Here is a 25062-nt window from a genome sequence, read left to right as displayed (position 1 = left end):
ATATAAGGCTGACAACGGGTCGAAGGGTGACTGAAATGACACAGAAGTCAGAGCCAGGCTCTCGATCGTTGTTTTACTTCTGAGCAATGGATGGGGGGCAAGCAAGCCCCGCACAATTCGGGAGAACAAAAACAATGCTTAAGACAATTCTGCGTCGCACGGGAAAATTTGCGGCTATCGCTGCCGCAGGTCTGGTCATGAGTGCCCAGGCTGCAGAGCCGATCAAGATCGGTTCGTTCCTGTCAGTAACCGGCCCCGCCTCCTTCCTGGGGGATCCGGAACTGAAAACTCTGGAAATGTACGTCGAAAAAATCAACGAAGAGGGTGGCGTTCTGGGGCGCCAGCTGGAGCTGATCCACTACGATGACGTGGGTAATGCTTCCAACGCCCGTAACTTTGCCAGCCGTCTGATCCGTTCCGACCGTGTCGATATCATCGTCGGTGGCAGTACTACCGGCGCTACCATGGCGGCCGTGCCCCTGGTAGAGCAGGCCAAGGTACCGTTCATCTCCCTGGCGGGTGCCGTGGTGATTACCAACCCGGTGAAGAAGTGGGTATTCAAAACTCCACAAACTGATCGCATGGCGGCAGAGCGGATCCTGACCGACATGAAAGACCGTGGTATTACCCGCTTCGGCCTGATTTCCGGTACCGGTGGTTTCGGTAGTTCCGGTCGCACCCAGACTCTGGAAGTGGTTGAGCAGATGGGCATGGAAGTAGTGGCCGATGTGACCTACAGCGGCTCCGATACCGACATGACCGCCCAGCTCACCAACATCCGTAACACCGACGGTGTCGAGGCTGTACTGAACTTCGGTTTCGGCCAGGGTCCGGCCATCGTGACCCGCAACTACGACCAGCTGGGTATGGAGCTTCCGTTCTACCAGTCCCATGGTGTTGCTTCGGACAGCTTCCTGGAACTCGCGGGTGATGCCGCCGAGGGCCTGCGTCTGCCGGCTTCTCCGCTGCTGGTACCGGATTCCCTGCCGGAAGATGATCCCCAGAAAAAGGTCGTGCAGGACTACAAGGCCGAGTATGAGGCTCGCTGGGATTCCAAGGTGTCCACCTTCGGTGCCTACGCCTATGACGGCCTGATGCTGGCAGTCCAGGCCATTGAAGCCGCCGGCTCCACCGACAAGGAAGCCGTGCGTGAAGCACTGGAAAACATCCAGGGCTATGTGGGCGTGACCGGTGTCTTCAACATGTCGCCGGAAGACCACAACGGCCTCGACGCTGACTCCTTCCGCATCCTGGAAGTCCAGAACGGCGAGTGGAAGCTCATTAACTGATCTGTCCATCAAGCAGTAAACCGTTTGCCCGTCCCGGTCAGGGGCGGGCGAACGCTGTCCGACCGGAACCACGGCTATGTTTTCAGAATTCCTCCAGTATCTCTTTACCGGGATCACTATTGGTGCTACTTATGCCCTGATAGCCCTCGGATTTACTCTCATTTATAACGCCAGCCACGTGATCAACTTTGCCCAGGGTGAATTCCTGATGATCGGCGGCATGGCGACCGTTTCTCTCACGGCGATGGGCGTGCCCATGGTGCTTGCCATCATCCTGGCCGTGTTGCTTGCCGGTGTTCTCGGTATCCTGCTTCAGCGTTTTGCCATCGCGCCCGCGAAACAGGCGGACGTGGTTACGCTGATTATTATCACGATCGGTGCCTCCATTTTTATTCGTGGTCTTGCCCAGCTGGTCTGGGGCAAGGAATACCACGTCATGCAGAATTTCAGCAGCGACGAACCGATCCGCGTCTTTGGCGCAGTCCTTAACAGCCAGAGCCTGTGGGTTCTGGGTATCGGCGCGATCCTTGTGGTCGGCCTGGTCCTGTTCTTCACCCGTACGCTGATCGGTAAGGCGATCCTCGCCACTTCGATGAATAAGGAAGCTGCGCGTCTGGTGGGTATCCGTACCCAGCTGGTGCTGATGCTGGCATTCCTCGTTTCCGCAGTGCTCGGCTCCGTCGCCGGGATAGTGGTGGCACCCATTACCTTCACCTCCTATGACATCGGCATCATGCTCGGCCTCAAAGGCTTTGTTGCCGCCGCCATCGGCGGGCTGGGCAGCGGTATGGGTGCCGTTGTCGGTGGTCTGTTGCTGGGTATAGTCGAGGCCATGGCTGCTGGCTACATCTCCTCTGACTACAAGGACGCCGTGGCGTTCTCCATGATTCTCATCGTGCTGTTCTTCATGCCGCGCGGTCTGTTTGGCGCCAAGGTCGTGGAGAGGGTTTAATCATGTTGAATAGATTCATGCAAATGCGGCTGCGGGACCTGATCATTCTGGCGGTTATCCTGTTCGCCCTGCCGTTGTTCCTGAACAACCCGTTCCATTATGACCTGGCCACCCAGATGGCGATCATCGCCGCCACGGTGGTGGGCCTGAACCTGCTGGTCGGGTTTGCCGGCCAGATCAGCCTTGGGCATGCCGGCTTCTTCGGCCTCGGTGCCTATTTTACTGGCATCATGACCAGCAATTATGGCTGGTCCTCGGTGCCCGCGCTGGTGGTCGGCGCGATTCTGGTGGGTATCGTGGCCTGGATTGTGGGCCGCCCGATCCTGCGACTGAAGGGGCACTACCTGTCCATGGCGACGCTCGCGGTCGGCTTCATCATCGCAATCATCCTTAACAACGAACGAGCGCTGACCGGTGGCCCGGATGGTATGCCGGTGCCGGCCTTCACCGTCTTTGGTTGGGAATTGAGTCCGTTCGGCAGCTATAACCTGCTCGGCATGGAGCTCAATGGCAGTGAAGCCTGGTACCTGTTTGCAGCGGTGGTATTGCTGGTTGCGGTCTGGCTCGCCCAGAACCTGATTGATTCGCCCATCGGCCGGGCGCTGCGCTCGGTGCACGGGTCGGAAGTGGCCGCCCGTGTGGTGGGTGTCGATACTGCCCGTTACAAGAGTCTGGTGTTCGTGGTTTCAGCGATCTATGCCAGTGCCATGGGCAGCCTGTACGCCCATTTCCAGGGCTTCATCACGCCCGCGGTGGCCGGGTTCGATTTCTCCATCCTGTTTATCACCATGGTGGTGCTCGGCGGTATGGGGTCCACCATGGGCGTTATCCTCGGTGCGGTGGTGCTCAAGCTCCTGCCCCAGGTGCTGGCGGATTTCCAGGAGCTGGAAACCGTCATGTTCGGTGCGATCCTGATGCTCACCATGATCTTCATGCCCAAGGGCCTGCTGCCCACTATCCAGATGGCTGTCGGTAAGCGGATGAAGAAAAAGGCGGGAGGTCAGGCATGAGCGCACTGATAGAAGTAAAAGGCCTGGACAAGGCATTCGGTGGGGTCCATGCGGTGGAAGGAGTGTCCTTCTCGGTGGAAGCCGGCCAGGTGTATTCGGTGATCGGCCCCAATGGTGCCGGTAAAACCACCCTGTTCAACCTGATTTCAGGGCTCTATACCCCAACCAAGGGCGAGATCCGCCTCAAGGGCGAGAGTACCGCGAAACTCGAGCCGAACGAGTTGGCCGAGCGCGGTATGTGCCGTACTTTCCAGCAGATGCAGATCTGCATGAACATGTCGGCTATCGAGAACGTGATGCTCGGGCGGCACCTGAAGCTTCGCAGTAACCTGTTCACCACGTTGTTCCGTTTGCCGTCCCTGCTTCGGGATGAGGAATCCTGCCGTGAGCGCGCTGCGGAACTGATGGAATTCGTTGGCTGTGGCGATTACCTCGATACCGAGGCCTCGGCAATGTCCTACGGCGCTCTCAAGCGGCTGGAGATTGCCCGTGCCCTGGCGGCGGAACCCAAGGTCATCCTGCTGGATGAGCCGGCTGCCGGCCTCAACGCCGTTGAAACTGCGGCGCTGGAAAAACTGATCCGGAAGATTGCCGACCAGGGGACGACCGTCATGCTGGTCGAGCATGACATGAAGCTGGTCATGGGGATTTCCGACCGCCTGCTGGTACTCAACTACGGGCGTGTATTGGCGGAAGGTACACCTGAAGAAATCCGCAACAATCCGGACGTCATCGCTGCCTACCTGGGCGGCTGAGCAAGGAGACATTTCAAATGAGCGAGCAACAGACCGAAATGGCGCCTGCCCAGTCCCGCAGCGAGCAGGCAGTGCGCATCATTGTTCACGAGCATCAGGCGCTCTGGCGCATCCTGGACCTGCTGGACCAGCTGCTCAGTGACATGAACATCAATGAACAACGGCCGGATGAGCGCCTGTTCACCAAGATCTTCGATTACATCGAGCACTTTTCCGAGCGGGTGCACTCGACGCCGACGGACATCGAACTCTACAAGCGCCTGGGCGCCAAGCACCCGGAGTCGCTGCCGCTGCTGGAGAAGCTTTCCAAGGGATATCTGGTGGGTCACGAGAAGCTGATGGAGCTTCGCCAGCTGCTGACCACCTGCATGGAAAACTGGCCGGAAGGCCGGGAAGAGTTCAGTCACGCCCTGGCCCGGTTCACCGAAGCCCTGCGCAAGCACATCCGCAAGGAAGAAGGGGTGGTGATTCCCCGTGCCCGCAAGGTGCTGTCTGATGAGGACTGGGAACAGATCATTGAAGCCAGGGACATCGAGAACGATCCCCTGTTCGGCGAACGGGTCCGGGAAGAATTCCGGGAGCTGCGCCACGAGATCATCAGTTATACCCCGGAGCGCTTTGGCGGTCTTGGCCTCAAGCATGCCGAGCAGGTCACCGCGCCCCACGCCAGGGAGGAAATGCTGGCGATCAAGGGTCTGGCCACCTCCTACGGCCAGATTGAGGTGCTGCACGACATCGATATCAGCATCAACAGTGGCGAGATTGTGTCGCTGGTGGGCGCCAATGGTGCCGGCAAGTCCACACTGCTGATGAGCATCTCCGGCCTGCAGCCGATGGATCGTGGCAGCATGGTCTACCAGGGCAAGGATCTGGCAAAGGTTCAGGCCGACCAGCGGGTGGCTGAGGGCATCGTCCAGGTGCCGGAGGGTCGTCAGGTGTTCAAGGACCTGTCAGTGCACGACAACTTGCTGCTGGGGGCCTATACCCGTGGCCGCAGTCAGGAAGTGGAAGATGACCTGGAGCGGATGTACACCAAGTTCCCGATCCTGCGCCAGAAGCGCCACAACCTCGCCGGGGAACTCTCCGGTGGTCAGCAGCAGATGCTGGCCATGGGACGAGCCCTGATGGCGAGGCCGAAGCTCTTGCTACTGGACGAGCCGAGCATGGGCCTGGCGCCGCTGATCATCGAGGAGATCTTCGATATCATCAAGGAGCTGAAGGAAGAGGGCATCACCATCTTCCTGGTGGAGCAGAACGCATCCCAGGCGCTGGCCCTGGCCGACCGGGGTTACGTGCTGGAAACCGGCAAGGTGGTCATTGAGGGTACCGGTCGGGAGCTGCTCAGTAACGAGAAGGTCCGGGAGGCCTACCTGGGCATGTAAGCCTTCCGCCGGACGGAATCCGCCAGACGGAAACAGAAAAGGGGACAGGCTTTTGGCCTGTCCCCTTTTTGTTTGCCTCCGGCCTGCCGTTCGGGTCCAACGGGTGGCAGGCCGGATACGCCCCCAGTATTACTGGGGACGTTTGGCAACCAGTGTCAGGATGTCGTAGCTCGCAACCAGTTCGTCGTTCTGGTTGGTAACCTGAACATCCCAGACCACCACACCCTGGGGGTGTCCGTCCGGAGAGGTCCGACCCTGATCGATCTTACGCTTGCAGGTCAGGCGCGCCCGGATGGTATCGCCCGGGGCCACCGGCTCGATGAAGCGCAGGGTGTCCAGGCCGTAGTTCGCCAGTACCGGACCTTCGCCGGGGTCGACGAACAGGCCCGCCGCAGCGGACAGCACGAAGTAGCCATGGGCAATGCGCTTGCCGAACTGCGAATCCCGCGCGGCAATCTCATCGAAGTGCATGTAGAAGTGATCGCCGGACAGGCAGCCGAAATTGACGATGTCCGCCTCGGTGACCGTGCGACGGTGAGTCAGCAGCGACTCGTTGATCTGCAGGTCTTCGAAATGGCGACGGAACGGATGCACTTCGGTTTCGATCACATCGGCACCGCGCACGTATTCGCGGGTAACGGCCGCCAGCATGGTGGGGGAGCCCTGGATGGAGGTCCGCTGCAGGTAGTGATGGACCGCGCGGATACCGCCCAGCTCCTCACCGCCACCGGCGCGACCCGGGCCACCATGCTTGAGCATGGGCAGGGGCGAGCCGTGGCCCGTGGATTCCTTGGCCGCTTCGGCGTCCAGCAGGTGCAGACGGCCGTGGAACGCGGCGAGCAACGGGGCGATTCGGCCGGCAATGGCCGGATCGCGGGTGGTCAGGGTAGTGACCAGCGAGCCCCGGCCCCTGGAGCAGAGCTCCACCGCATCTTCGATGGTGTCGTAGGGAATTACGGTGGCAACCGGGCCAAAGGCTTCGATGTCATGGGCGCCACAGCCGTTTTCCGGGTTCCGGCACAGCAGCAGGTGCGGCTCGATAAAGGCGCCTTTCTCGGTGCCGTCGCCGGTGGGCTTGAAGCTGCCGTCACCACCGACAACCAGTTCACTGGTCTTAAGCAGTTCCTGGATGTTGGCCTTGACGTCTTCCAGCTGGTCGAGGGAGGCCAGGGCACCCATGCGTACGCCTTCCACGGAGGGATCGCCGACGGTGACTTTCGACAGCCGCTCTTTCAGCTTCTCGCAGACCGCGTCGACACGGTCCTTCGGCACCAGGACCCGGCGGATAGCGGTACACTTCTGACCGGCCTTGGCGGTCATTTCACGGCCGACTTCCTTCACGAACACGTCGAACTCGTCGTGCTCGGGGGTCACGTCCGGAGCCAGGATGGCGCTGTTCAGAGAATCCGCCTCGGCGTTGAACGGAATCGACCGGTTGATGATGTTCGGATGGTTGCGCAGCTTGCGGGCAGTCGCGGCAGAGCCGGTGAAGGTGACCACGTCCTGCTCTTCCAGGTGATCGAACAGGTCGCCGGTGCTGCCGATGATCAGCTGCAGGGCGCCCTCAGGCAGGGCACCGGATTCCTGCATCAGACGAACGGCCAGTTCGGTGACATAACAGGTGGAGGTGGCCGGCTTCACGATGCATGGCATACCTGCCAGGAACGTGGGCGCGAATTTCTCCAGCATGCCCCAGACCGGGAAGTTGTAGGCGTCAATGTGGACTGCCACACCGCCGCGGGGCACCAGGATATGGGTGCCGGCGAAGTGGTTGTTCTTGCCCAGGGGCATCACCGGGCCTTCGTGTACGACGTTGCCGGACGGCAGTTCACGGCGGCCCATGCTGGCGTAGGAGAACAGGGTGCCGAAACCGCCATCGATATCGATGCCGTTATCGCCCTTGCTGGCACCGGTGTGCATGGACAGGGCGTACAGCTCCTTCTTGTGCTCCTGCAGGTACATGGCCATGGCCTTCAGGGCCAGCGCACGTTCCTGGAAATCCATGGCCATCAGGTTCTTGCCACCGACCTTGCGGCCATATTCCACGGCTTTCTTGAAATCGAGGGTGTCGTCGTGGGTATGGGCGACGATCTCGCCATTGATGGCACTGGGCAGCGCCTTGGCGGGTTTTTCACCGACCCATTGGCCGGCAATGAAACTTTTCAGGACTGACATGGGAAACTCCATTCGTTTCTGAAACACGAAGGCAAGTCCCGTTTACCCGGGACTTGCCTCGTTCGTAGCTTTGGGGTGGGAAGGGACTACATCTCGTCGTAGTCGAGAACCACCTTGTCGCTGATCGGATAGCACTGGCAGGAGAGCACGTAGCCGGCTTCGACCTCGTAATCCTCCAGGGCGAAGTTCTGGTCCATTTCCACTTCACCTTCCACGACCTTGGCGCGGCAGGTGGAGCAGACGCCAGCCTTGCACGAGTAGGGCAGGTCCGCGCCTTCCTCATTACCGGCATCCAGGATGCTCTTGGTGTCGCGAACCAGCGGGAAGGTCAGGGAACGGCCGTCGGCAATCACGGTCACTTCGCTGATAGACTGCGGGTCCACGTGGGACGGATCCCGGTCTTTCCTGGACTGGGGTACACCACCGGCCGGTGTGAACAGCTCGTAGTGGATCTTGCTCTTGTCCAGGCCGTGGCGGGCCAGCGAGTCGCGGACGGTCTCGGTCATCGCCTGGGGACCACAGATGAAGGCCGCGGTGAGTGCCTTGGCATCGATCCAGTGATCGAACAGGGCGTCACACTTGTCGTGATCGATCCGGCCGTTGTAGAGGTCGATGTCCTGCTCTTCCCGGGTGAAGATATACACCAGGTTCAGGCGGGACATGTACTCGTTCTTCAGGTCCTGGAGCTCGTCCCGGAACATGGTGTTGCTGGTGGCCTTGTTGCCATAGAACAGCGTGACCTCGCTCTTGGGCTCGGTTTCCAGCGTGGTCTTCACAATCGACAGGATCGGCGTGATGCCACTGCCGGCAGCCACCGCCAGGTAGTTGCCTTCGCGCTCGGGGTCCAGGTCTACAGAGAAATGGCCCTGGGGAGGCATCACTTCCAGTGTCTGGCCCGGCTTGAGCTGTTCGTTGGCAAAGGTAGAGAAACGGCCTCCGGGAATCTTCTTGACCGCAATGCGCAACTCATGGTCGTTGACGCTGTTGCAGATGGAGTAGGAGCGCCGTACTTCCTCACCGTCCAGCTTGGTTCTCACCACCAGGTGCTGGCCCTGCTTGTAGGAGAACTTGTCGGACAGGTCTTCCGGTACGTCAAAAGACAGGGTTACCGCGTTTCTTGTTTCCGGTCTGACCTCTTTGAGGGCCAGTGAATAGAATTTGTTCATGGTCGTCTTGGCTCTAGATGCATTTGAAATAGTCGAAGGGCTCGAGACAGTCCTTGCAGCGATAGAGCGCCTTACAGGCGGTGGATCCGAACTCGCTGACCCGCTCTGTGTCGGTGCTGCCGCAATGGGGGCAGGTGATCACTTCGGAGTCGCCCAGCAGGCTTCGCTTGCTGGCGCTGCCCTGGGGCGGCGCAATACCGAACGCCCGGAGCTTCTCTTTGCCTTCGTCTGTAATCCAATCGGTGGTCCAGGCCGGGGTCAGCACCTGTTTGATCCGGGGATTGCGGAAGCCCGCAGCGCGCAGGGCTTCCTCGATCAACTCCTCGATCAATTCGGTCGCAGGGCAGCCGGAGTAGGTCGGCGTGACATCGACGGAAAGTTCCTTCCCGTCCCAGTGCACGGCCCGGACAATGCCGAGCTCGACAACGCTTACTGCCGGAACTTCAGGATCCTTGACCTCGTCAAGGATGGCCCAGATGTCCGCCTCAGTCAGTTGATCGGTGCGGGCGTCTGCCGGCACGCGATCACTGGCAATCAGCTTGTCTACCGCTGACCGCGGGTCTGTATCACCATGTTGTGGCATCGGGATAGGCCCTCTGCAGAAACTGCATTTCTGCCAGAATGAAACCGAGATGTTCGGTGTGTTCGCCGCGCTTGCCGCCCAGGTACATCCAGGCGTCATCCGGCTGCGGCGTCAGGGTGGCTTCCTGGAGCACTTCCTTGACCAGTCCGCGCCAGTTTTCCTTCAGCTGCTCGGGATCCGGGCCGATTCCTGCTTCCGCGATCAGACGGTCGGTTTCGTCCGGGGTGATCAGCTCACCGGTGAAGCGCCAGAGGATGTCTACTGCATCCTGCATGCGACGGTGGCTTTCCTCGGTGCCATCGCCCAGGCGCTTGACCCACTCGGACGAACGGCGCAGGTGGTAGGTCACCTCTTTCAGTGCCTTGGCGGCGATGCCGGCAACCCGCTCGTCGCTGGCATTGACCAGGCTCTTCAGGGTGAAATAGTGCCAGGCGTCATAAAAGAACTGGCGACCCATGGTGACCGCATAGTCCTCGTTCGGCTGCTCGGTGAGCAGCAGGTTACGGTAGTCATGGGCGTCGCGACGGAACGCGAGTTTGTCGGCATCGCGACCGTCATCGATCAGCTCGGCGGCGTACTCGTACCAGTTCCGGGCCTGGCCGACGAGGTCCAGGGCGACGTTCATCAGCGCCATTTCCTCTTCCAGGGCCGGGGCCTTGCCGCACAGCTCACACAGGCGCTGGCCCAGGATCATGTCGGAGTCCGCCAGGCGCAGCAGGTAGTCCGTGAGTGCTTCTTTCTGAGTCATGGAACCGCTCCTTACATGTGTCCGACTTCGTCGGGCAGCTTGTAGAAAGATGCGTGTCGGTAAACCTTGTCTTCCGACGGGTCGAACAGCACCTCTTTCTCATCGGAGGCAGAGGCAGTGATCGCGTCGGACGGAACCACCCAGATGCTGACGCCTTCGTTGCGGCGTGTGTACAGGTCACGGGCGTTTTCCATGGCCATTTCTGCATCGGCGGCGTGGACGCTGCCAACGTGCTTGTGGTTCAGACCGTGCTTGCTGCGTACGAAAACTTCGTAAAGGCTCCATTCAGCCATGATTCTTTCCTCCGGTATCAGGCGGCTTCAGCGCGCTGTTTTTGTTTTTTGGCGTAGGCGACAGCGGCTTCACGAACCCAGGCGCCTTCGTCAATTGCATTCTTGCGAGTTTTGATGCGCTCGCGGTTGCAGGGACCGTTGCCCTTGAGAACGTCGTAGAACTCCTGCCAGTTGATTTCACCGAAATCGTAATGGCCGGTTTCTTCGTTCCACTTCAGGTCCGGGTCCGGAGCGGTGCAGCCCAGGTACTCGAGCTGGGGTACGGTCTGGTCGATGAACATCTGGCGCAGTTCGTCGTTGCTCTTGCGCTTGATCTTCCAGGCCATGGACTGCTGGGAGTTCGGGGATTCGTCGTCGTGCGGGCCGAACATCATCAGCGCCGGCCACCAAAGACGGTTGATGGCGTCCTGCACCATCTGCTTCTGCTCCTCGGTGCCTTCACGCATCATGTCCAGCAGGATCTGGTAACCCTGACGCTGGTGGAAGCTCTCTTCCTTACAGATGCGGATCATGGCCCGGGAGTAAGGACCGTAGGAGGTACGCTGCAGGACCACCTGGTTGACGATGGCGGCGCCATCCACCAGCCAGCCCACGGCACCCATGTCGGCCCAGTTCAGGGTCGGGTAGTTGAAGATGCTGGAGTACTTGGCCTTGCCCTGGTGCAGCTTCTCGATTTCCTCATCGCGGTCGGCGCCGAGGGTTTCCATGGCGCTGTACAGGTACAGGCCGTGACCGGCCTCGTCCTGGATCTTGGCCATCAGCTGCAGCTTGCGCTTGAGGGTCGGGGCACGGGTCACCCAGTTGCCTTCCGGAAGCATGCCAACCACTTCGGAGTGGGCGTGCTGGGAAATCTGGCGGACGAGGGTCTTGCGGTAGCCCTCCGGCATCCAGTTCTTCGGTTCGATCTTCACTTCGGCGTCGATCTTTTCCTGGAATGCGCGCTCTTCGGGCGACATCTCATCCAGGCTCTTGACGCGCTTGGCTCCGGTTTCAACGAGCTGGGCGTACATACAATACCTCCGGTTCGGCTTGTTGTTCTGCGAGCAAGAATGCTCTCTTCATGTTTCTCTGATTTTAGTCAATATTAAATGATACTGAATAAAAATCAAGGAACGATTTTGTGTGTCATGTCAGCTTAAAAGGTTACGCAATGGCTTTTTAAGCATTTGATATTAGAGCTAAAAAAAGTGATACGTAATGAAAAACTATCGAGATCTATTGTGAGAGAGTTAAATTAAATCCCGATAATCCGGATGGTAGGAGCCCCGGCCGGTCGCCGGGACCGGTCGGGGCGCCACCGGAACTTAGTTCCGGCGGTCGATAACCCGCTTGGCCTTGCCTTCGGAGCGGGCCAGGCGGTTGGGTTCCACCACTTCAACACGGGTGCTGATACCGATGTAGGACTTGATGTGGTGCGCCAGTTCCTTGGCGGCGCTGGCGCGTACCTCGTCACCCATGCCGGCTTCCGGCTTGAGTTCGGCACGGATGTCCACGCAGTCCAGGTTGCCCTCCTTGTAGACCTCGATCTCGTAATGCGGGGCCAGTGCCTCGCACTTGAGCACCTGCTCCTCGATCTGGCTCGGGAATACGTTCACACCGCGGATGATCAGCATGTCGTCGCTGCGGCCGGTGATCTTGTCGATACGACGCATCGGGCGGGCCGTGCCCGGCAGCAGACGGGTCAGGTCGCGGGTGCGGTAACGCAGGATCGGCAGGGCCACCTTGGTCAGGGAGGTGAATACCAGTTCGCCGTATTCGCCGTCCGGAAGCACCTCGCCGGTGTTCGGATCGATGATTTCCGGATAGAAGTGGTCTTCCCAGATAGTCGGGCCGTCCTTGGTCTCGATGCATTCCATACCGACACCCGGACCCATCACTTCGGACAGGCCATAGATGTCCAGGGCTTCGATGCCCAGGCGCTCTTCCAGCTCCGTGCGCATGCTGTTGGTCCAGGGCTCGGCACCGAAGATGCCCAGGCGCAGGGGCAGCTTGCGCGGATCAATGCCCTGGCGATCCATCTCGTCTGCAATGTTCAGCATGTAGGACGGGGTTACCATGATGATGTCGGGCTGGAAGTCCTTGATCAGCTGGACCTGCTTCTCGGTCTGGCCACCGGACATGGGGATGACGGTACAGCCCAGTCGCTCGGCACCGTAGTGTGCGCCTAAACCGCCGGTAAACAGGCCATAACCGTAGGAAACGTGGACCTTGTCACCACGGTAGCCGCCGCCGGCCCGGATGCTGCGGGCCACGATGTCGGCCCAGGTATTGATGTCACTCTGGGTGTAGCCAACAACTGTAGGTTTGCCGGTGGTGCCGCTGGACGCATGCACCCGGACCACGTCAGACATCGGCGTGGCGAACATGCCGAACGGGTAGTTGTCACGCAGGTCCGCCTTGGTGGTGAACGGGATCTTGGCCAGATCTTCCAGGGAGTTGATGTCCATCGGCTTCAGGCCGATTTCATCAAACGCCTTCCGGTAGAAAGGAACATTGGTGTAGGCATGGACCACACTCCAGCGCAGGCGCTGGAGCTGTTCGTGACGAAGCTCGTCAATGCTGGCGGTTTCCATGCGGTCGAGTTTGCCGATTTTTTGTAGTGGTAAGGTCATGATTCAGTCCTGCTTGTACTTGTACCGTTAGGTCAACGTGTCAGTCGTAATGGTTGTCTTACTCGGCGCTGTCGGCACGCTCGAGGATCAATGCGATGCCCTGGCCAACGCCAATACACATGGTGCATAAGGCGTAACGGGCTTTCTTGCCGGCCTTGTGGCGCCGCTCCAGCTCGTTCAGGGCGGTGGTCACGAGGCGTGCTCCACTCATGCCCAGGGGATGGCCAAGTGCAATAGCACCGCCATTCGGGTTGACGTGCTCGGCGTCATCCGGCAGGCCGAGGTCCCGGGTGACGGCCAGCGCCTGGGCGGCAAAGGCTTCGTTCAGTTCGATCACGTCCATGTCAGACAGTTCCAGGCCGGCAGTCTTGAGGACCTTGCGGGTGGCTGGTGCCGGGCCAAAACCCATGATCCGCGGCTCAACGCCGGCGGTGGCCATGGCAACGATCCGGGCCCGCGGCTTGAGACCGTATTCCTTGAGGGCATCCGCGCCGGCCATCAGCAGGGCGCAGGCACCGTCGTTGACTCCGGAGGCATTGCCAGCGGTGACTGTGCCGTTCTCGCGGAACGGAGTCGGCAGCTTGGCCAGCTTTTCAAGGCTGGTTTCACGCGGATGCTCGTCGGTATCAACCACCAGCGGATCCTGCTTGCGCCGGGGGATGGTGACCGGCGTGATCTCGTCGGCAAAAACGCCTGAAGCCTGGGCCGCAGCTGTGCGCTGTTGACTGCGCAGAGCGAATGCGTCCTGGTCTTCCCGGGAAATGTTGAACTGCTCGGCCACGTTCTCGGCAGTTTCCGGCATGGAGTCGATGCCGTACTGCTTTTTCAGCATCGGGTTGACGAAGCGCCAGCCGATGGTGGTGTCAAAGATCTCCGCCTTGCGGCTGAAGGGGCTGTCGGCCTTGCCCATTACGAAGGGCGCACGGGACATGGACTCGACGCCGCCGGCAATCATCAGGCGGGTTTCACCGGTACGGATGGCGCGGGCAGCGCTGCCCACCGCATCCATGCCGGAACCACACAGGCGGTTGATGGTGCTGCCCGGGACGTCTACCGGCAGGCCGGCCAGCAGCAGGGACATGCGGGCTACGTCCCGGTTGTCCTCGCCAGCCTGGTTGGCGCAGCCGTAGAGCACGTCGTCCACTTTGGACCAGTCAAGGTCCGGGTGCCGCTGGACCAGGGCCTTGATCGGAATCGCACCGAGGTCATCAGCCCGGACCGGGGAGAGTGCGCCGCCGTAACGACCGATGGGCGTACGGATGGCGTCGACGATGTAAGCGTCCAGCAGGCGGTTGTCAGTGCTCATGAATTGTCCTCCGAATTGCGGACGGTGCCGCGAACTTCATAGGAGCGGCCGCGGAACAGTGCCACGGTGCGGCCGTCCTGGTTGGTCAGGGTAATGTCGTAAATACCGGTACGGCCGCCACGGGAACGCTCTTCTGCGGTAGCGGTCAGCAGATCTCCCTCTTTGGCGCCGGACATGTAGTCAATGCTGCAGCCGGAAGCCACGGTGGCCCGGTCATAGCTGTTGCAGGCAAACGCAAAGGCGGAATCGGCCAGGGTAAACAGGTAACCGCCATGGCAGGAGCCGTGGCCCTGGATCATGTCGGGGCCGACGATCATGGTCAGGATGGCTTTGCCGGGGGCGACCGATTCGATTTTCATGCCAAGTTTCTGGCTGGCACGGTCCCTGGCGAACATGGACTCGGCGCATGCTTCCGCCAGTTTCTGTGGATCGGGTTTCTGTTGATCGATAGTGCTCATGCGTAAAACCCCTTGTTGGCAAAACAGTTCTTTCTCAGCAGCAGCGACGGCCGGTAGCGATCCTCGCCGTAGCTGTTCTGTATGTTGGTCAGCACGGTGAAGGTGCGTCCGGCCCCGAGCCGGTCACTCCAGCTCAGCGGACCCTCCGGGTAGTTCAGGCCGGCTTTCATGGCCAGATCGATATCGGCAACCGTGGCGACTCCGTGCAGGTGGGCGTCGGCACCTTCGTTCGCCAGCATGGCAACGGTGCGCATGATTACCAGGCCCGGGCGATCGGCAATGCGGCTGACCGCAAGGCCGGCTTTCTGCAGCAGGGCGCAGGCATCGTCGATGGCCTCTCCGGAGGCCTGGTCTGCCGCAGCGATGGCAAGACGGGCGGCTTCGGCAAAGTTGAAAGCAAGGTCAAACAGCACCAGGTTGGCGCAACCTTCCTCCGTGGCCCGCTCGGTGGCCATACGGCCGTCGGTCAGTGCCAGCACGGCCTGGCCAAAGCGCAGCTGGCCATTACCGGCTCGCTCGATGATCTTCAGGCCGGCATCACGGAGACGATCCACCAGGGCCGACGCGGGGCCCAGGCTGCCTTCAACGATCACCACGGATTCACTGCTCTGGCGCGGAGCTTCGGTCTGCGGCTCGGGGCGCTCTGCCCCGTCCTGGTAACTATAGAAGCCCTGGCCGCTCTTGCGACCCAGGTGGCCCGCGGAGACCAGCTCCTGCTGAACCAGTGACGGCAGGAAGCGGGAGTCCTGGTAGTAGGCGTTGAACACCGAGTTGGTCACTGCGTAGTTGACGTCATGGCCGATCAGGTCGGTGAGCTCGAAGGCGCCCATGCGGAAGTTGCCCGCCTCGCGCATCAGGGCGTCAAGGGTGGCCGGGTCCGCGGCCTGTTCCTGGACCAGGCGCAGGCTCTCGGCATAGAACGGCCGGGCAACCCGGTTAACGATGAAGCCGGGGGTGGATGTCGCATAGACCGGTTTCTTGCCCCAGTTGGCGGCGGTGTCGTACACGGTCTCGGCAACGGCCTTGTCAGTGGCCAGGCCTAGCACCACTTCCACCAGCGCCATCAGCGGAGCGGGGTTGAAGAAGTGCATGCCCACCAGGCGGCCTGGATGCTTCATGCCGGCACCCAGTGAGGTGACGGATATGGAGGAGGTGTTGGTGGCGAGGATGGCGTCCTCGCGGCACAGTGCCTCGAGGTCTGCCAGCAGGCCGCGTTTGATGTCGAGGTTCTCGACGATCGCCTCGATCACCAGCCCGCTCTCGGCCACTTCCGTGAGATCGGCTACCGGCTGGATGCGGCCGAGGAGGGCGTCCAGGTCCTGCTGGTCCATCTTGCCCTTGTCCACACGGCGTTGCAGAACCCTGGCAATGCCGTCGCGTCCGGCCTCGGCGGCCCCTTCGCGCTGGTCATGCAGGAAGACATGGTGCCCTGCCTGAGCCGCTACCTGGGCGATGCCGGCGCCCATGGCGCCAGCGCCGATTACTGCAACCTTGGTTTGGGTATCCAGTGCCGGCATGTTTTATTTCCCCTTGAAAGACGGTGTGCGTTTTTCCATGAAGGCGGCCACGCCCTCGCGGTAGTCTTCGGTGCGGCCGGCTTCCCGCTGCAGATCCCGCTCGAGGTTGATCTGCTCTTCAAAGGTGTTGTTGACGCTGGCGTGCAGGGCCTGTTTGATCAGTGCCAGGCCCTTGGTGGGCTGGGTGGCAAAGTGGCGGGCCAGTTTCATGGTTTGTTCCATCAGCTGGTCGTCATCCACGCACTGCCAGATCATGCCCCAGTTTTCAGCCTTTTCGGCGCTGATCTTGTCGCCCAGCAGGGCCATGCCCTTGGCGCGGGCCATACCTGCCACCCGGGGCAGGGTCCAGGTTCCCCCGGAATCCGGCACCAGGCCCAGCTTGCAGAAGGCCTGTACGAAGCTGGCGGAGCGGGCAGCAAGCGTAATGTCGCAGGCCAGGGCGATGTTGGCGCCCGCGCCGGCGGCTACACCGTTCACCGCACACAGCACTGGCATGGGCAAGTCACGCAGGCTACGCATCATCGGGTTGTAATAGTTTTCAAGGGAAGCACCGAGGTCCGGCATCTCCTGGCCCGGAGAAACGCTGCGGTCAGAGAGGTCCTGGCCGGCACAGAAACCCCGGCCGGAACCGGTGATCACCAGCACCCGCACAGTCTCGTCCTTGCGAATGGTGTCGATGGCGTCGCGCATGCGCTCGTGCATCTCGACATTGAAGCTGTTGAGGTTGTCCGGTCGGTTCAGGGTGAGCAGGGCGACGCCCTGATCGATTTCAAGAAGGATGCTCGGCTGGGTCATGGTGTTGTCCCGTTGTTGGTAGCAAGAAATGGTTCGAGACGCTCAGCGTCCCGTCACAGGAATGGCGAAGGTCCCCCGGAGCACGCGACGGGTGTCCGGGCGGAGGTTTGCAGTGGCGGTCTCGGTCATTCCCGTTACCGCTCCTGCGGGCGTGATGTGCAGGTTGTTTGGCATAAGCAATCCGGTGTGACTTGTTTTTGTCTCAGGTGCCGGCTTTGCCGGTCAGATTCCGGGCGCTGCATGCCCTGGTTGATCTGGTCTGTCAGGGCCGAATGCGTGAATGAGTATATCTCAGAATTGATACCCGTCAAGGACTCGTGGTATCGACTTCTGTATCACTTTGGCAGGCTGGGGATAAATTTCCTGCTTATATTGTTGAAAATAAAGAAAAATAAATTCTGGCATTGCGCTTTCTATAGCCGTTTCGAAGGCAGTTGATCGTTGTTAAGTCGCCTGAAGGCATGAAATTCCATACAAAAACGGATAATGTGATACGGAAAATGAATCACAGCAATCGTTTTGGGTTCCATAAGGCCCCGAGCCGGTACCCCCTGCCAACAGGAGAAAGTTATGCCCGTATACAGCATTGAAGGTGTTGTCCCGGTTGTCCACCCCACCGCTTATGTTCACCCGAGCGCTGTGCTGATTGGTGACGTCTGGATCGGACCGGACTGCTACGTGGGGCCGGCTGCCTGTTTGCGCGGTGATTTCGGGCGTGTGGTTCTCAAGGAAGGATCCAACATTCAGGACACCTGTGTGATGCACGCCTTCCCCGGTATGGACACGGTAATCGAGAAGAACGGTCACGTCGGCCACGGCGCGATCCTCCATGGTTGCATTGTGGGTGAGGATGCGATGGTCGGAATGAATGCGGTGGTGATGGATGAAGCCCATATTGCACCCCGTTCCATCGTCGGGGCCGGAGCCCTGGTGAAAGCCAGATTCCAGTGCGAGCCTGCCTCACTGATCGTCGGCTCGCCCGCCAAAGTCCTGCGCACGCTCAGTGACAAGGAAGTGGACTGGAAGAAGAAAGGTACCGAGGAGTATCAACGACTGACCCGCCGCTCACTGGCCAGCCTGGTGGAGTGTCAGCCTCTGGAGAAGGGGGAACCGGACCGTCCCCGGGTTGATGCCGGCCAATACCAGCCCAAGCACCAGTCCTGATGGGGCGTTCCGGAGTCAGGCGGTAAAATGGCGGCTCAGGCCGCCATTTCCGATTTCAGGGCGTCGGTGATGATGCGCGCGAAGTCTTCGGGGGAGTCTTCTTGCAGGAAGTGGCCACCCCTGAGGGTGATGTGGGGTTGTCCGTGGGCGCCGGGAATCCGCCGTTGCATGTAACGGTCTTCCCCCCGGGTAATGGGGTCGCCGCTGCTGAAGCAGGTAATGAATGGTTTGTGCCATTTTTCCAGCACCTTCCACGCCGCCCGGTTGGCCAGCCCCGCCGGGTCGTTACGGGAAACCGGGACCAGTTTCGGAAAGGCGCGGGCGCCGGCCTTGTATTCCGTTGATGGGAAAGGCGCCTCGTAAGCCGCTTGCTCTGCTCTGGTCAGGGTCCGTTCAGTGCCCAGCTGGACGATGCGACCGACCGGGAGCCAGGGACTGTGGGTGACGAAGGCTTTCCACAGGGAAAACATCGCCGGTATGCGGTTTTCGCCGGTGGGAAGCATCCCGTTACCCACGATAATGCAGCGGAACCGGTGGGGATGTTCCGCCGCCAGGCGAAGCCCCAGCAACGAACCCCAGTTCTGACACACCAGCGTGATGTCCGTCAGATCCAGTTTTTCGATCCAGCTACCCAGCCAGGCCATGTGGCGTTCGTAACTGTAGTCCGCCATGTCTGCCGGCTTGTCCGATTTGCCGAAACCGATCAGGTCCGGGGCGAGTGCCCGGTGGCCCGCGGTGGCAATGAGCGGAATCATGTGCCGGTACAGGTAGGACCAGGATGGCTCGCCATGCAGCATCAGTACGGGTGAAGCGCCGCGGGGGCCTTCATCGACGTAGTGCATTCTCAAATCGGGCTCTACGTTGAGATAGTTGGGAGCAAAAGGGTAATCCGGCAGACCCTGAAAGCGGGCTTCGTCGGTTCTCAGAATACGCATGCCATCGACTGTCCTGACTGATAGGTTGCGCAATTGCCAGTATGACAATTCTCGCAAATCAGGATAAATCAGATGGCTGTTTCATGTGTTTGAGTTGCGTAACAGTGCGTAGCCCGTTTGAATCAGCAAGCAAGATCGAGCAGGCGATCCGGGTTGTCGATTTCCGCCATGGCGTCGTCACAGCAGTTCACGGCACCGCAATCGTCTGCCGAGCACAGCGCAAGGACGCGGCACTGGATGTCCTGCTGGTTTTCGCCCTCGTTGCGGAACATCCGGGCGCGGGAAAGGATGGATCGGCAATGGCCGCAAAGCAGGGTCGGTACCGCGCTGCCTTCGACAAAAATGGCGTTGTAATGGGTCTGTTCAGTCATAAATATCCTCCTGATAGTTTCAGACTAGGGCCAGAGTATGACAATACAGGGTCGGCCTTTCGCTGAGGTTTCCATCTCTATACGGATCCTTTATCCGGATCGACCACCGGCCGCCGGTTGGAGCGTTTGTCGTCCCAGTCAAGCTCCTTGGGGTCGTACCAGCCAATGGCGTCGAGTACCTTCTGTCGGGTGCGCGGGGACAGGGTGGGCCAGAGTTCCTGGAAATCGTCCAGGCCCTGTTCCCGTTGCTTCAGTTGTTTGCTCTGCAGTCGATTGATGATTCTCGGGAGCTGCAGAGCTTCCCCGAGCTGGCCCGGTACCAGCACCTCCTGACCCATCACCTTACGGCGATGGGTCCTGCCCGCCAGCACGCGCTGAAGTTCTGTCGCGGCATCGAGCGCAGTTTCGGTGGTAAAGGTTTCCAGTTCCAATAATGTGACTCGTTTGTCGGTTAATCCGTAACCGACCACTATAACCTGAAGCAGGCTACAGTGGCCATGTCATCGTGGTAGGCTATCGGGTCGGAGTAGCCGCACAGTCCCCGGTTACCGTTCACTGCTTTGGGAAGATCTGACCTATGTACGCAAAACTTGAAACACGGACTTTTCTGGCCTTGCTTGTCGGCGTTTCCCTCGCGTTCGTGTTTCTGATGAAGCCCTTCTTCGGCCCCATTTTCTGGGCCGTGGCGATCGCGCTCATTTTCCATCCGGTGCAGAACCTGCTGGTCCGCTGGCTGGGTGAACGGCCAAATATCAATGCCTTGATTACCCTGGTTATCTGCATGGTGATCGTGGTGATTCCGGTGCTGGTGCTGGTGACATCGCTGGTGGCCCAGGGGGTTGATCTGTACCAGCAGATCCAGCGTGGCGAGATCCGTCCGGGCGAGTACATCGATCAGGTCAACCAGTCCTTCCCGGCGATCCAGGCATTCCTGGCGCAGTTTGATATCAGCTTTACCGAGTTGCGGGACCGGGCCGTCAGCCTGTTCGTCGGCGGCAGCCAGTTCCTGGCCAAACAGGCTCTGGGCATCGGCCAGAATACCTTTCAGTTCTTTATGGGCCTGGCCCTGATGGTGTATCTGGCTTTCTTCCTGTTACGGGATGGCCACCACCTGGTGGAATTGATCATCCGGGCATTGCCGCTGGGCGATGAGCGTGAGCGCCTGCTGTTTGCCAAGTTCGCCGAGGTTACCCGTGCCACGGTCAAGGGCAACCTGTTGATCGCCATTATCCAGGGAGCCCTGGGCGGCCTGATCTTCTGGGTTCTTGGCATAACGGGCGCACTTTTGTGGGGCGTGGTGATGGCCATCGTATCTCTGCTGCCGGCGGTCGGCGCTGCCCTGGTCTGGGTGCCGGCAGCCATATACCTGGCGGCGGTCGGCGATATCGTTCCCGCCATTGTCCTCACTGTGTTCGGCGTGGTGGTGATAGGTCTCGCCGATAACCTGCTGCGGCCATTGCTGGTTGGGCGGGATACCAAGTTGCCGGATTACATAGTCCTGCTGTCGACCCTTGGCGGCATTGTCATGTTCGGGATCAACGGATTCGTCATGGGGCCTCTGGTTGCAGCCCTGTTCATGGCGTTTTGGGGGATTTTCATCAGGGAATTCGGGCACGAGGCGCAAACGGTCCGTCACCCGGGCACCGGACCGGAACCCGAAGATGAGAACCGGGCCAACCGGCACGGCGGCAAATTGTGATAGGGTATTCATTGTTTGCCTCAGCCTGTGGAGATAGGCACCACACAACAAGAAAAGACCGATGCCGGTGAGGCATCAGGAGTAAGGCAGGTGAGTACCATGAAGAAAACGACCCGTTCTTTCGGTCGCCTTCTGGCTGCAGCTGGTGTGGCGGTTACGCTGGGCCTGGCGCCCTTGGCTCATGCAGATGAAGCCGTGGCAGTGAAAAATGCCCTGTACGGCGCCGGTTACGACATCACGAACGTCAGCTCCGGGATGGATGACAAAACCCGTGCCGCGCTGACCCGGTTCCAGAAAGATCACGGCCTCGAGGCTACCGGTGCCCTGAACGATGAAACCCGGAAGGCGCTCGGAATGATTACCGTTCAGGTCGCTGCGGCGGCGCCAGCCCAGGTCGAATCGCAGGATGCGACGGCAAAGGCATCCAGTAATGCGTCGGCCCAGCCTGCCGAGAAGTCCGGGGAAAAGGACGCCATCGAAGAAGACGACGACGGTGGCTGGTCGCTCTGGTAACGCCGCCGGCTCGCCGCTCACAAAAAAGCCCGCCAGGCCTCAACCTGGCGGGCTTTTTTCTGGTTGTCCGGAAGAGGTCAGTCGAGTTTCGACAGATCCCGGACCGCGCCCTTGTCGGCGCTGGTGGCCAGCAGTGCATAGGCCTTGAGGGCAGCCGAGACCTTGCGGTCGCGCGGCAGGTCTGGCTTCCAGCCCTTGGCGTCCCGGGCTTCCCGGCGCCGGTCCAGTTCCTGCTGGTCGAGCTGGACATTGATGGAGCGGTTGGGAATGTCGATCAGGATGGTGTCGCCATTCTCGATCAGGCCAATTTCCCCGCCGGCTGCGGCTTCCGGGGAGGCGTGGCCGATCGAGAGCCCTGAGGTGCCTCCGGAGAAACGACCGTCCGTGAGCAGTGCGCAGTCCTTGCCAAGGCCTTTGGACTTCAGATAGCTGGTGGGGTAGAGCATTTCCTGCATGCCGGGTCCGCCGCGGGGGCCTTCGTACCGGATGATGACCACTTCGCCGGGTTTCACTTCGTCACCGAGGATGCCGGCGACGGCGGAGTCCTGGCTCTCGAACACCCGTGCCTTGCCTTCAAACACGTAGATGCTTTCATCGACACCGGCGGTTTTCACCACGCATCCGTCCCGGGCGATGTTGCCATAGAGCACAGCCAGGCCACCTTCGGTGGAGTAGGCATTGTCCACGGAGCGGATGCAGCCGTTCTCCCGGTCGCCGTCCAGGCTCGGCCAGCGGGTGCTCTGGCTGAAGGCGGTCTGGGTGGGAATGCCCGCCGGCCCGGCCTTGTAGAACTCCACCACTTCCGGGGTCGGGGAACGCATGATGTCCCAGGTTTCCAGGGCTTCTTTCATGGTCTTGCTGTGAACGGTGGGCAAGTCGGTGTTGATCAGCTTGCCCCGCTCGAGCTCACCCAGGATGCCCATGATGCCGCCGGCACGGTGGACGTCTTCCATGTGGTATTTCGGGGAGTTGGGCGCCACCTTGCACAGCTGGGGCACATGGCGGGAGAGCCGGTCGATCTCGGCCATGTCGAAATTCACCCCGCCTTCCTGGGCCGCCGCAAGCAGGTGCAGGATGGTGTTGGTGGACCCGCCCATGGCAATGTCCATGGTCATGGCATTCTCGAAGGCTGACTGGGACCCGATGCTGCGGGGCAGTACGCTGGCGTCGTTCTCCTCGTAATAGCGGCGGGCATTTTCAACAATCTGGCGCCCGGCCTTCAGGAATAGCTGTTCGCGGTCAGCATGGGTGGCCAGCAGTGAGCCGTTGCCGGGGAGGGCCAGGCCGATGGCTTCGGTCAGGCAGTTCATGGAGTTGGCGGTGAACATGCCGGAACAGGAGCCACAGGTCGGGCAGGCACTGCGTTCATACTCTTCCACCTGCTCATCGCTGGCATTGGGATCCGCAGCGATGACCATGGCATCCACCAGGTCCAGCTTGTGCTCGGACAGCTTGGTCTTGCCGGCTTCCATGGGGCCGCCGGATACAAAAATGGTGGGGATGTTGAGGCGCATGGCGGCCATCAGCATGCCCGGGGTGATCTTGTCGCAGTTGGAAATGCAGACCAGAGCGTCGGCACAGTGGGCATTGACCATGTACTCGACGGAGTCGGCAATGATCTCCCGGGATGGCAGGGAATAGAGCATGCCGTCGTGGCCCATGGCGATTCCGTCGTCCACGGCGATGGTATTGAATTCCTTGGCCACCCCGCCGGCCGCTTCAATTTCGCGGCACACCAGTTGCCCCAGATCTTTCAGATGCACATGGCCGGGTACGAACTGGGTGAAGGAGTTGGCGACCGCAATGATCGGTTTGCCGAAATCCTCGTTTTTCATACCGGTAGCGCGCCAGAGGGCGCGGGCACCGGCCATGTTGCGGCCGGCTGTGGATGTCCGCGAACGATACTGAGGCATGTGTTCTGGTCTCTCTGTTGTTACCTGACAAATTCCGTAAAAAACAGAGGATACCAGATTCGGCCCGGCGCGCATGGTTGTTTTTGCCCCGGCTGGTGACTATAAACAAGACATGAGCCGGAAGATTCCTGCGTTCTGCTGAGCGGAGAAGGAGTTCGTCTATGGCTGGCCGGGAAAGCCTGCCTCTGCGTCGCCTGAAAAGCTTCAATCCTCTGAATCGACTGACCGCCGACCAGTTGGTCCTGCTCGTTAACCGTGCCGAGCGTCGTTGCCACAGCCCGGGCGAAACCGTGATCGAGCAGGGCATGCAGGACGGCCTGGATTTTTTTCTCATCAGTGGCGCCGTGGAACTGCACGCCAAGGATGGGCGCAAATCGGTGATCGAAGCGGAGACGGACAAAGCCCTCAATCCCATTGCCCGGCTCCAGCCGCGTATGTATGAGGTGGTTGCCGTCAGGCCCAGTGAATTTCTGGTGATCGAGCAGGACATACTCAATGGCTTCCTGAATTCCGCTCCGGTGAGCCAGGTGGAAATGGAGCCTTCAGGGGACTGGGTTGCCTCCGGCAGTGCCGAGCATCGGCTGAGGATGGAGTTCAATTCGGAACTCCGCTCCAACCATATCCGTTTACCGAGCGTGCCGGATATTGCCTGGAAAATACGCCGCACCGCGGCCGGGGAAGGACTTTCAGAGAAGAAGCTGGCCATGGCGGTGGCGGCCGATCCGGCCATGACCGCCAAGCTGATACGGGCCTGCAACAGCCCTGTATACCGTGGTCTGGGTGGAGTTCACAGTATTCATGAGGCAGTCACCCGGCTCGGTATGCGTACCACACGACAACTTGTGTCCGAGTTCGCCCTGAGGGACGTTTTCAGAAGCCGGCAGCTGAACTTGCAGAGGGAAATGCTGAAGCTCAGCCAGCAATCCCGGGAACTGGCTGCATTGTGCTGGCTGCTCGCGGATCAGACCGAGGGCCTGGATCGAGATGGCGCAGAGCTGGCCGGGCTGCTGCATGGTATTGGCACAGTGCCGTTGCTGGTTCTGGCCGAGCATCACCCCGGCCTGTGGTCCAGTGAAGCCAGGCTGCGCTCTGTCAGTCGACAATTGCGGGCAGAGTTCGGCAGCGCGCTGCTTGAGAGCTGGGGGTGTCCGCCACCTCTGGTGGAGGCTGTGCGCCATGGGGAGGATTGGCAATATGAGTGTCCCGAAGAGAGCCCTCAGCTGGTGGACGTGGTGATCACCGCCCGGTTGCATTCCATGTTCGGCTCAAGCCAGAATGGCGAGCTTCCAGCCCTGAACCAGGTGCCAGCCCTCTGGCGACTGGCCGGGCCGGAACCCGGTGCCTCCCATAGCCAGGAGCTTCTTGCCGAAGCCGGGGCGAGGGTAGAGCAAACGCAACAATTGCTTTCGACTCGATGACCAAGCCA

General features: G+C 60.4%; 25 protein-coding genes and 1 pseudogene. 10 read left to right on the top strand and 16 right to left on the bottom strand.

Going from position 1 to position 25062, the window contains the following annotated elements; genetic code table 11:
- Positions 1-134 precede the first annotated feature (134 nt).
- From ACQUTG_RS15910 to ACQUTG_RS15885, 6 genes and pseudogenes are all read left to right on the top strand, one after another.
- Positions 135-1289: an ABC transporter substrate-binding protein gene (locus tag ACQUTG_RS15910; protein ID WP_428920339.1), complete on the top strand. Its 1155-nt coding sequence runs from the start codon at positions 135-137 to the stop codon at positions 1287-1289.
- A 76-nt stretch (positions 1290-1365) separates the two neighbouring features.
- A complete protein-coding gene (locus ACQUTG_RS15905; RefSeq protein ID WP_428920338.1) occupies positions 1366-2241 on the top strand; it encodes a branched-chain amino acid ABC transporter permease in 876 nt (291 codons plus the stop codon).
- A gap of 2 nt (positions 2242-2243) precedes the next feature.
- Positions 2244-3251, top strand: coding sequence for a branched-chain amino acid ABC transporter permease (locus ACQUTG_RS15900; protein ID WP_428920337.1), 1008 nt, complete (start codon positions 2244-2246; stop codon positions 3249-3251).
- Positions 3248-4006, top strand: coding sequence for an ABC transporter ATP-binding protein (locus ACQUTG_RS15895; protein ID WP_428920336.1), 759 nt, complete (start codon positions 3248-3250; stop codon positions 4004-4006). Before ACQUTG_RS15900 ends, ACQUTG_RS15895 begins: the two co-directional genes overlap by 4 nt.
- A gap of 17 nt (positions 4007-4023) precedes the next feature.
- Positions 4024-4473 (top strand): annotated as a pseudogene (locus ACQUTG_RS15890) (hemerythrin domain-containing protein); the annotation flags it as partial.
- Positions 4474-4683: 210 nt separating this feature from the next.
- Positions 4684-5388, top strand: coding sequence for an ABC transporter ATP-binding protein (locus ACQUTG_RS15885; RefSeq protein WP_428920356.1), 705 nt, complete (start codon positions 4684-4686; stop codon positions 5386-5388).
- 129 nt (positions 5389-5517) lie between these two features.
- Here the strand turns inward: ACQUTG_RS15885 and paaZ are convergent, their stop codons facing one another.
- From paaZ to ACQUTG_RS15825, 12 genes are all read right to left on the bottom strand, one after another.
- Positions 5518-7563, bottom strand: a complete 2046-nt coding sequence (paaZ, locus tag ACQUTG_RS15880; protein WP_428920335.1) for a phenylacetic acid degradation bifunctional protein PaaZ — start codon at positions 7561-7563, stop codon at positions 5518-5520.
- A gap of 86 nt (positions 7564-7649) precedes the next feature.
- Positions 7650-8729 (bottom strand): 1,2-phenylacetyl-CoA epoxidase subunit PaaE, encoded by a 1080-nt coding sequence (gene paaE, locus ACQUTG_RS15875; protein WP_428920334.1) that lies wholly within the window; start codon positions 8727-8729, stop codon positions 7650-7652.
- Between the two features lie 13 nt (positions 8730-8742).
- Positions 8743-9312 (bottom strand): 1,2-phenylacetyl-CoA epoxidase subunit PaaD, encoded by a 570-nt coding sequence (gene paaD / locus ACQUTG_RS15870; protein WP_428920333.1) that lies wholly within the window; start codon positions 9310-9312, stop codon positions 8743-8745.
- Positions 9296-10060 carry a 1,2-phenylacetyl-CoA epoxidase subunit PaaC gene (gene paaC, locus ACQUTG_RS15865; RefSeq protein ID WP_428920332.1) on the bottom strand — a complete coding sequence of 255 codons (765 nt, stop codon included), beginning with the start codon at positions 10058-10060 and terminating at the stop codon, positions 9296-9298. The genes paaD and paaC overlap by 17 nt, the downstream gene beginning before the upstream one ends.
- Before the next feature lie 11 nt (positions 10061-10071).
- On the bottom strand, positions 10072-10353 hold the full coding sequence (paaB, locus tag ACQUTG_RS15860) for a 1,2-phenylacetyl-CoA epoxidase subunit PaaB (protein WP_113860921.1): 282 nt from the start codon (positions 10351-10353) through the stop codon (positions 10072-10074).
- Positions 10354-10370: 17 nt separating this feature from the next.
- Positions 10371-11363 carry a 1,2-phenylacetyl-CoA epoxidase subunit PaaA gene (gene paaA, locus ACQUTG_RS15855; RefSeq protein WP_092005198.1) on the bottom strand — a complete coding sequence of 331 codons (993 nt, stop codon included), beginning with the start codon at positions 11361-11363 and terminating at the stop codon, positions 10371-10373.
- A 294-nt stretch (positions 11364-11657) separates the two neighbouring features.
- The gene (gene paaK, locus ACQUTG_RS15850) at positions 11658-12965 is read right to left on the bottom strand and encodes a phenylacetate--CoA ligase PaaK (RefSeq protein WP_428920331.1); all 1308 of its coding nucleotides are present in this window, start codon (positions 12963-12965) and stop codon (positions 11658-11660) included.
- Between the two features lie 58 nt (positions 12966-13023).
- Positions 13024-14271, bottom strand: a complete 1248-nt coding sequence (gene pcaF / locus ACQUTG_RS15845) for a 3-oxoadipyl-CoA thiolase (protein WP_428920330.1) — start codon at positions 14269-14271, stop codon at positions 13024-13026.
- Positions 14268-14729 (bottom strand): hydroxyphenylacetyl-CoA thioesterase PaaI, encoded by a 462-nt coding sequence (gene paaI / locus ACQUTG_RS15840; protein ID WP_428920329.1) that lies wholly within the window; start codon positions 14727-14729, stop codon positions 14268-14270. Before paaI ends, pcaF begins: the two co-directional genes overlap by 4 nt.
- Positions 14726-16246 carry a 3-hydroxyacyl-CoA dehydrogenase PaaH gene (gene paaH, locus ACQUTG_RS15835; RefSeq protein WP_428920328.1) on the bottom strand — a complete coding sequence of 507 codons (1521 nt, stop codon included), beginning with the start codon at positions 16244-16246 and terminating at the stop codon, positions 14726-14728. The genes paaI and paaH overlap by 4 nt, the downstream gene beginning before the upstream one ends.
- Positions 16247-16249: 3 nt before the next feature.
- Positions 16250-17041 (bottom strand): 2-(1,2-epoxy-1,2-dihydrophenyl)acetyl-CoA isomerase PaaG, encoded by a 792-nt coding sequence (gene paaG / locus ACQUTG_RS15830; RefSeq protein ID WP_428920327.1) that lies wholly within the window; start codon positions 17039-17041, stop codon positions 16250-16252.
- A 42-nt stretch (positions 17042-17083) separates the two neighbouring features.
- Complete coding sequence (locus ACQUTG_RS15825; RefSeq protein ID WP_428920326.1) at positions 17084-17215, bottom strand: hypothetical protein; 132 nt, start codon at positions 17213-17215, stop codon at positions 17084-17086.
- A 396-nt stretch (positions 17216-17611) separates the two neighbouring features.
- Between ACQUTG_RS15825 and ACQUTG_RS15820 the strand changes: the two genes are divergently transcribed.
- A complete protein-coding gene (locus ACQUTG_RS15820; RefSeq protein WP_428920325.1) occupies positions 17612-18205 on the top strand; it encodes a phenylacetic acid degradation protein PaaY in 594 nt (197 codons plus the stop codon).
- A 35-nt stretch (positions 18206-18240) separates the two neighbouring features.
- Here ACQUTG_RS15820 and ACQUTG_RS15815 read toward each other — a convergent pair whose 3' ends face one another.
- From ACQUTG_RS15815 to ACQUTG_RS15805, 3 genes are all read right to left on the bottom strand, one after another.
- Positions 18241-19140, bottom strand: a complete 900-nt coding sequence (locus ACQUTG_RS15815; protein ID WP_428920324.1) for a haloalkane dehalogenase — start codon at positions 19138-19140, stop codon at positions 18241-18243.
- A gap of 122 nt (positions 19141-19262) precedes the next feature.
- Positions 19263-19511: a hypothetical protein gene (locus tag ACQUTG_RS15810; RefSeq protein WP_428920323.1), complete on the bottom strand. Its 249-nt coding sequence runs from the start codon at positions 19509-19511 to the stop codon at positions 19263-19265.
- Positions 19512-19588: 77 nt separating this feature from the next.
- Positions 19589-19942: a hypothetical protein gene (locus tag ACQUTG_RS15805; protein WP_428920322.1), complete on the bottom strand. Its 354-nt coding sequence runs from the start codon at positions 19940-19942 to the stop codon at positions 19589-19591.
- 146 nt (positions 19943-20088) lie between these two features.
- Here ACQUTG_RS15805 and ACQUTG_RS15800 point away from each other — a divergent pair, with 146 nt between their 5' ends.
- The gene (locus ACQUTG_RS15800) at positions 20089-21210 is read left to right on the top strand and encodes an AI-2E family transporter (protein WP_428920321.1); all 1122 of its coding nucleotides are present in this window, start codon (positions 20089-20091) and stop codon (positions 21208-21210) included.
- A 99-nt stretch (positions 21211-21309) separates the two neighbouring features.
- Positions 21310-21723: a peptidoglycan-binding domain-containing protein gene (locus ACQUTG_RS15795; protein WP_428920320.1), complete on the top strand. Its 414-nt coding sequence runs from the start codon at positions 21310-21312 to the stop codon at positions 21721-21723.
- Between the two features lie 77 nt (positions 21724-21800).
- On the opposite strand, the gene ilvD is transcribed toward ACQUTG_RS15795, so the two are convergent.
- Positions 21801-23636, bottom strand: coding sequence for a dihydroxy-acid dehydratase (gene ilvD, locus ACQUTG_RS15790; RefSeq protein WP_428920319.1), 1836 nt, complete (start codon positions 23634-23636; stop codon positions 21801-21803).
- 161 nt (positions 23637-23797) lie between these two features.
- On the opposite strand from ilvD, the gene ACQUTG_RS15785 reads away from it, so the two are divergent.
- Positions 23798-25054 (top strand): HDOD domain-containing protein, encoded by a 1257-nt coding sequence (locus tag ACQUTG_RS15785; protein WP_428920318.1) that lies wholly within the window; start codon positions 23798-23800, stop codon positions 25052-25054.
- Positions 25055-25062: the final 8 nt, after the last annotated feature.

Source organism: Marinobacter sp. DUT-1 (assembly GCF_050379415.1).
Lineage (GTDB): Bacteria > Pseudomonadota > Gammaproteobacteria > Pseudomonadales > Oleiphilaceae > Marinobacter.
The sequence above is the reverse complement of the archived record's forward strand: the minus strand, read 5'-3'. Positions and strand labels throughout refer to the sequence as shown.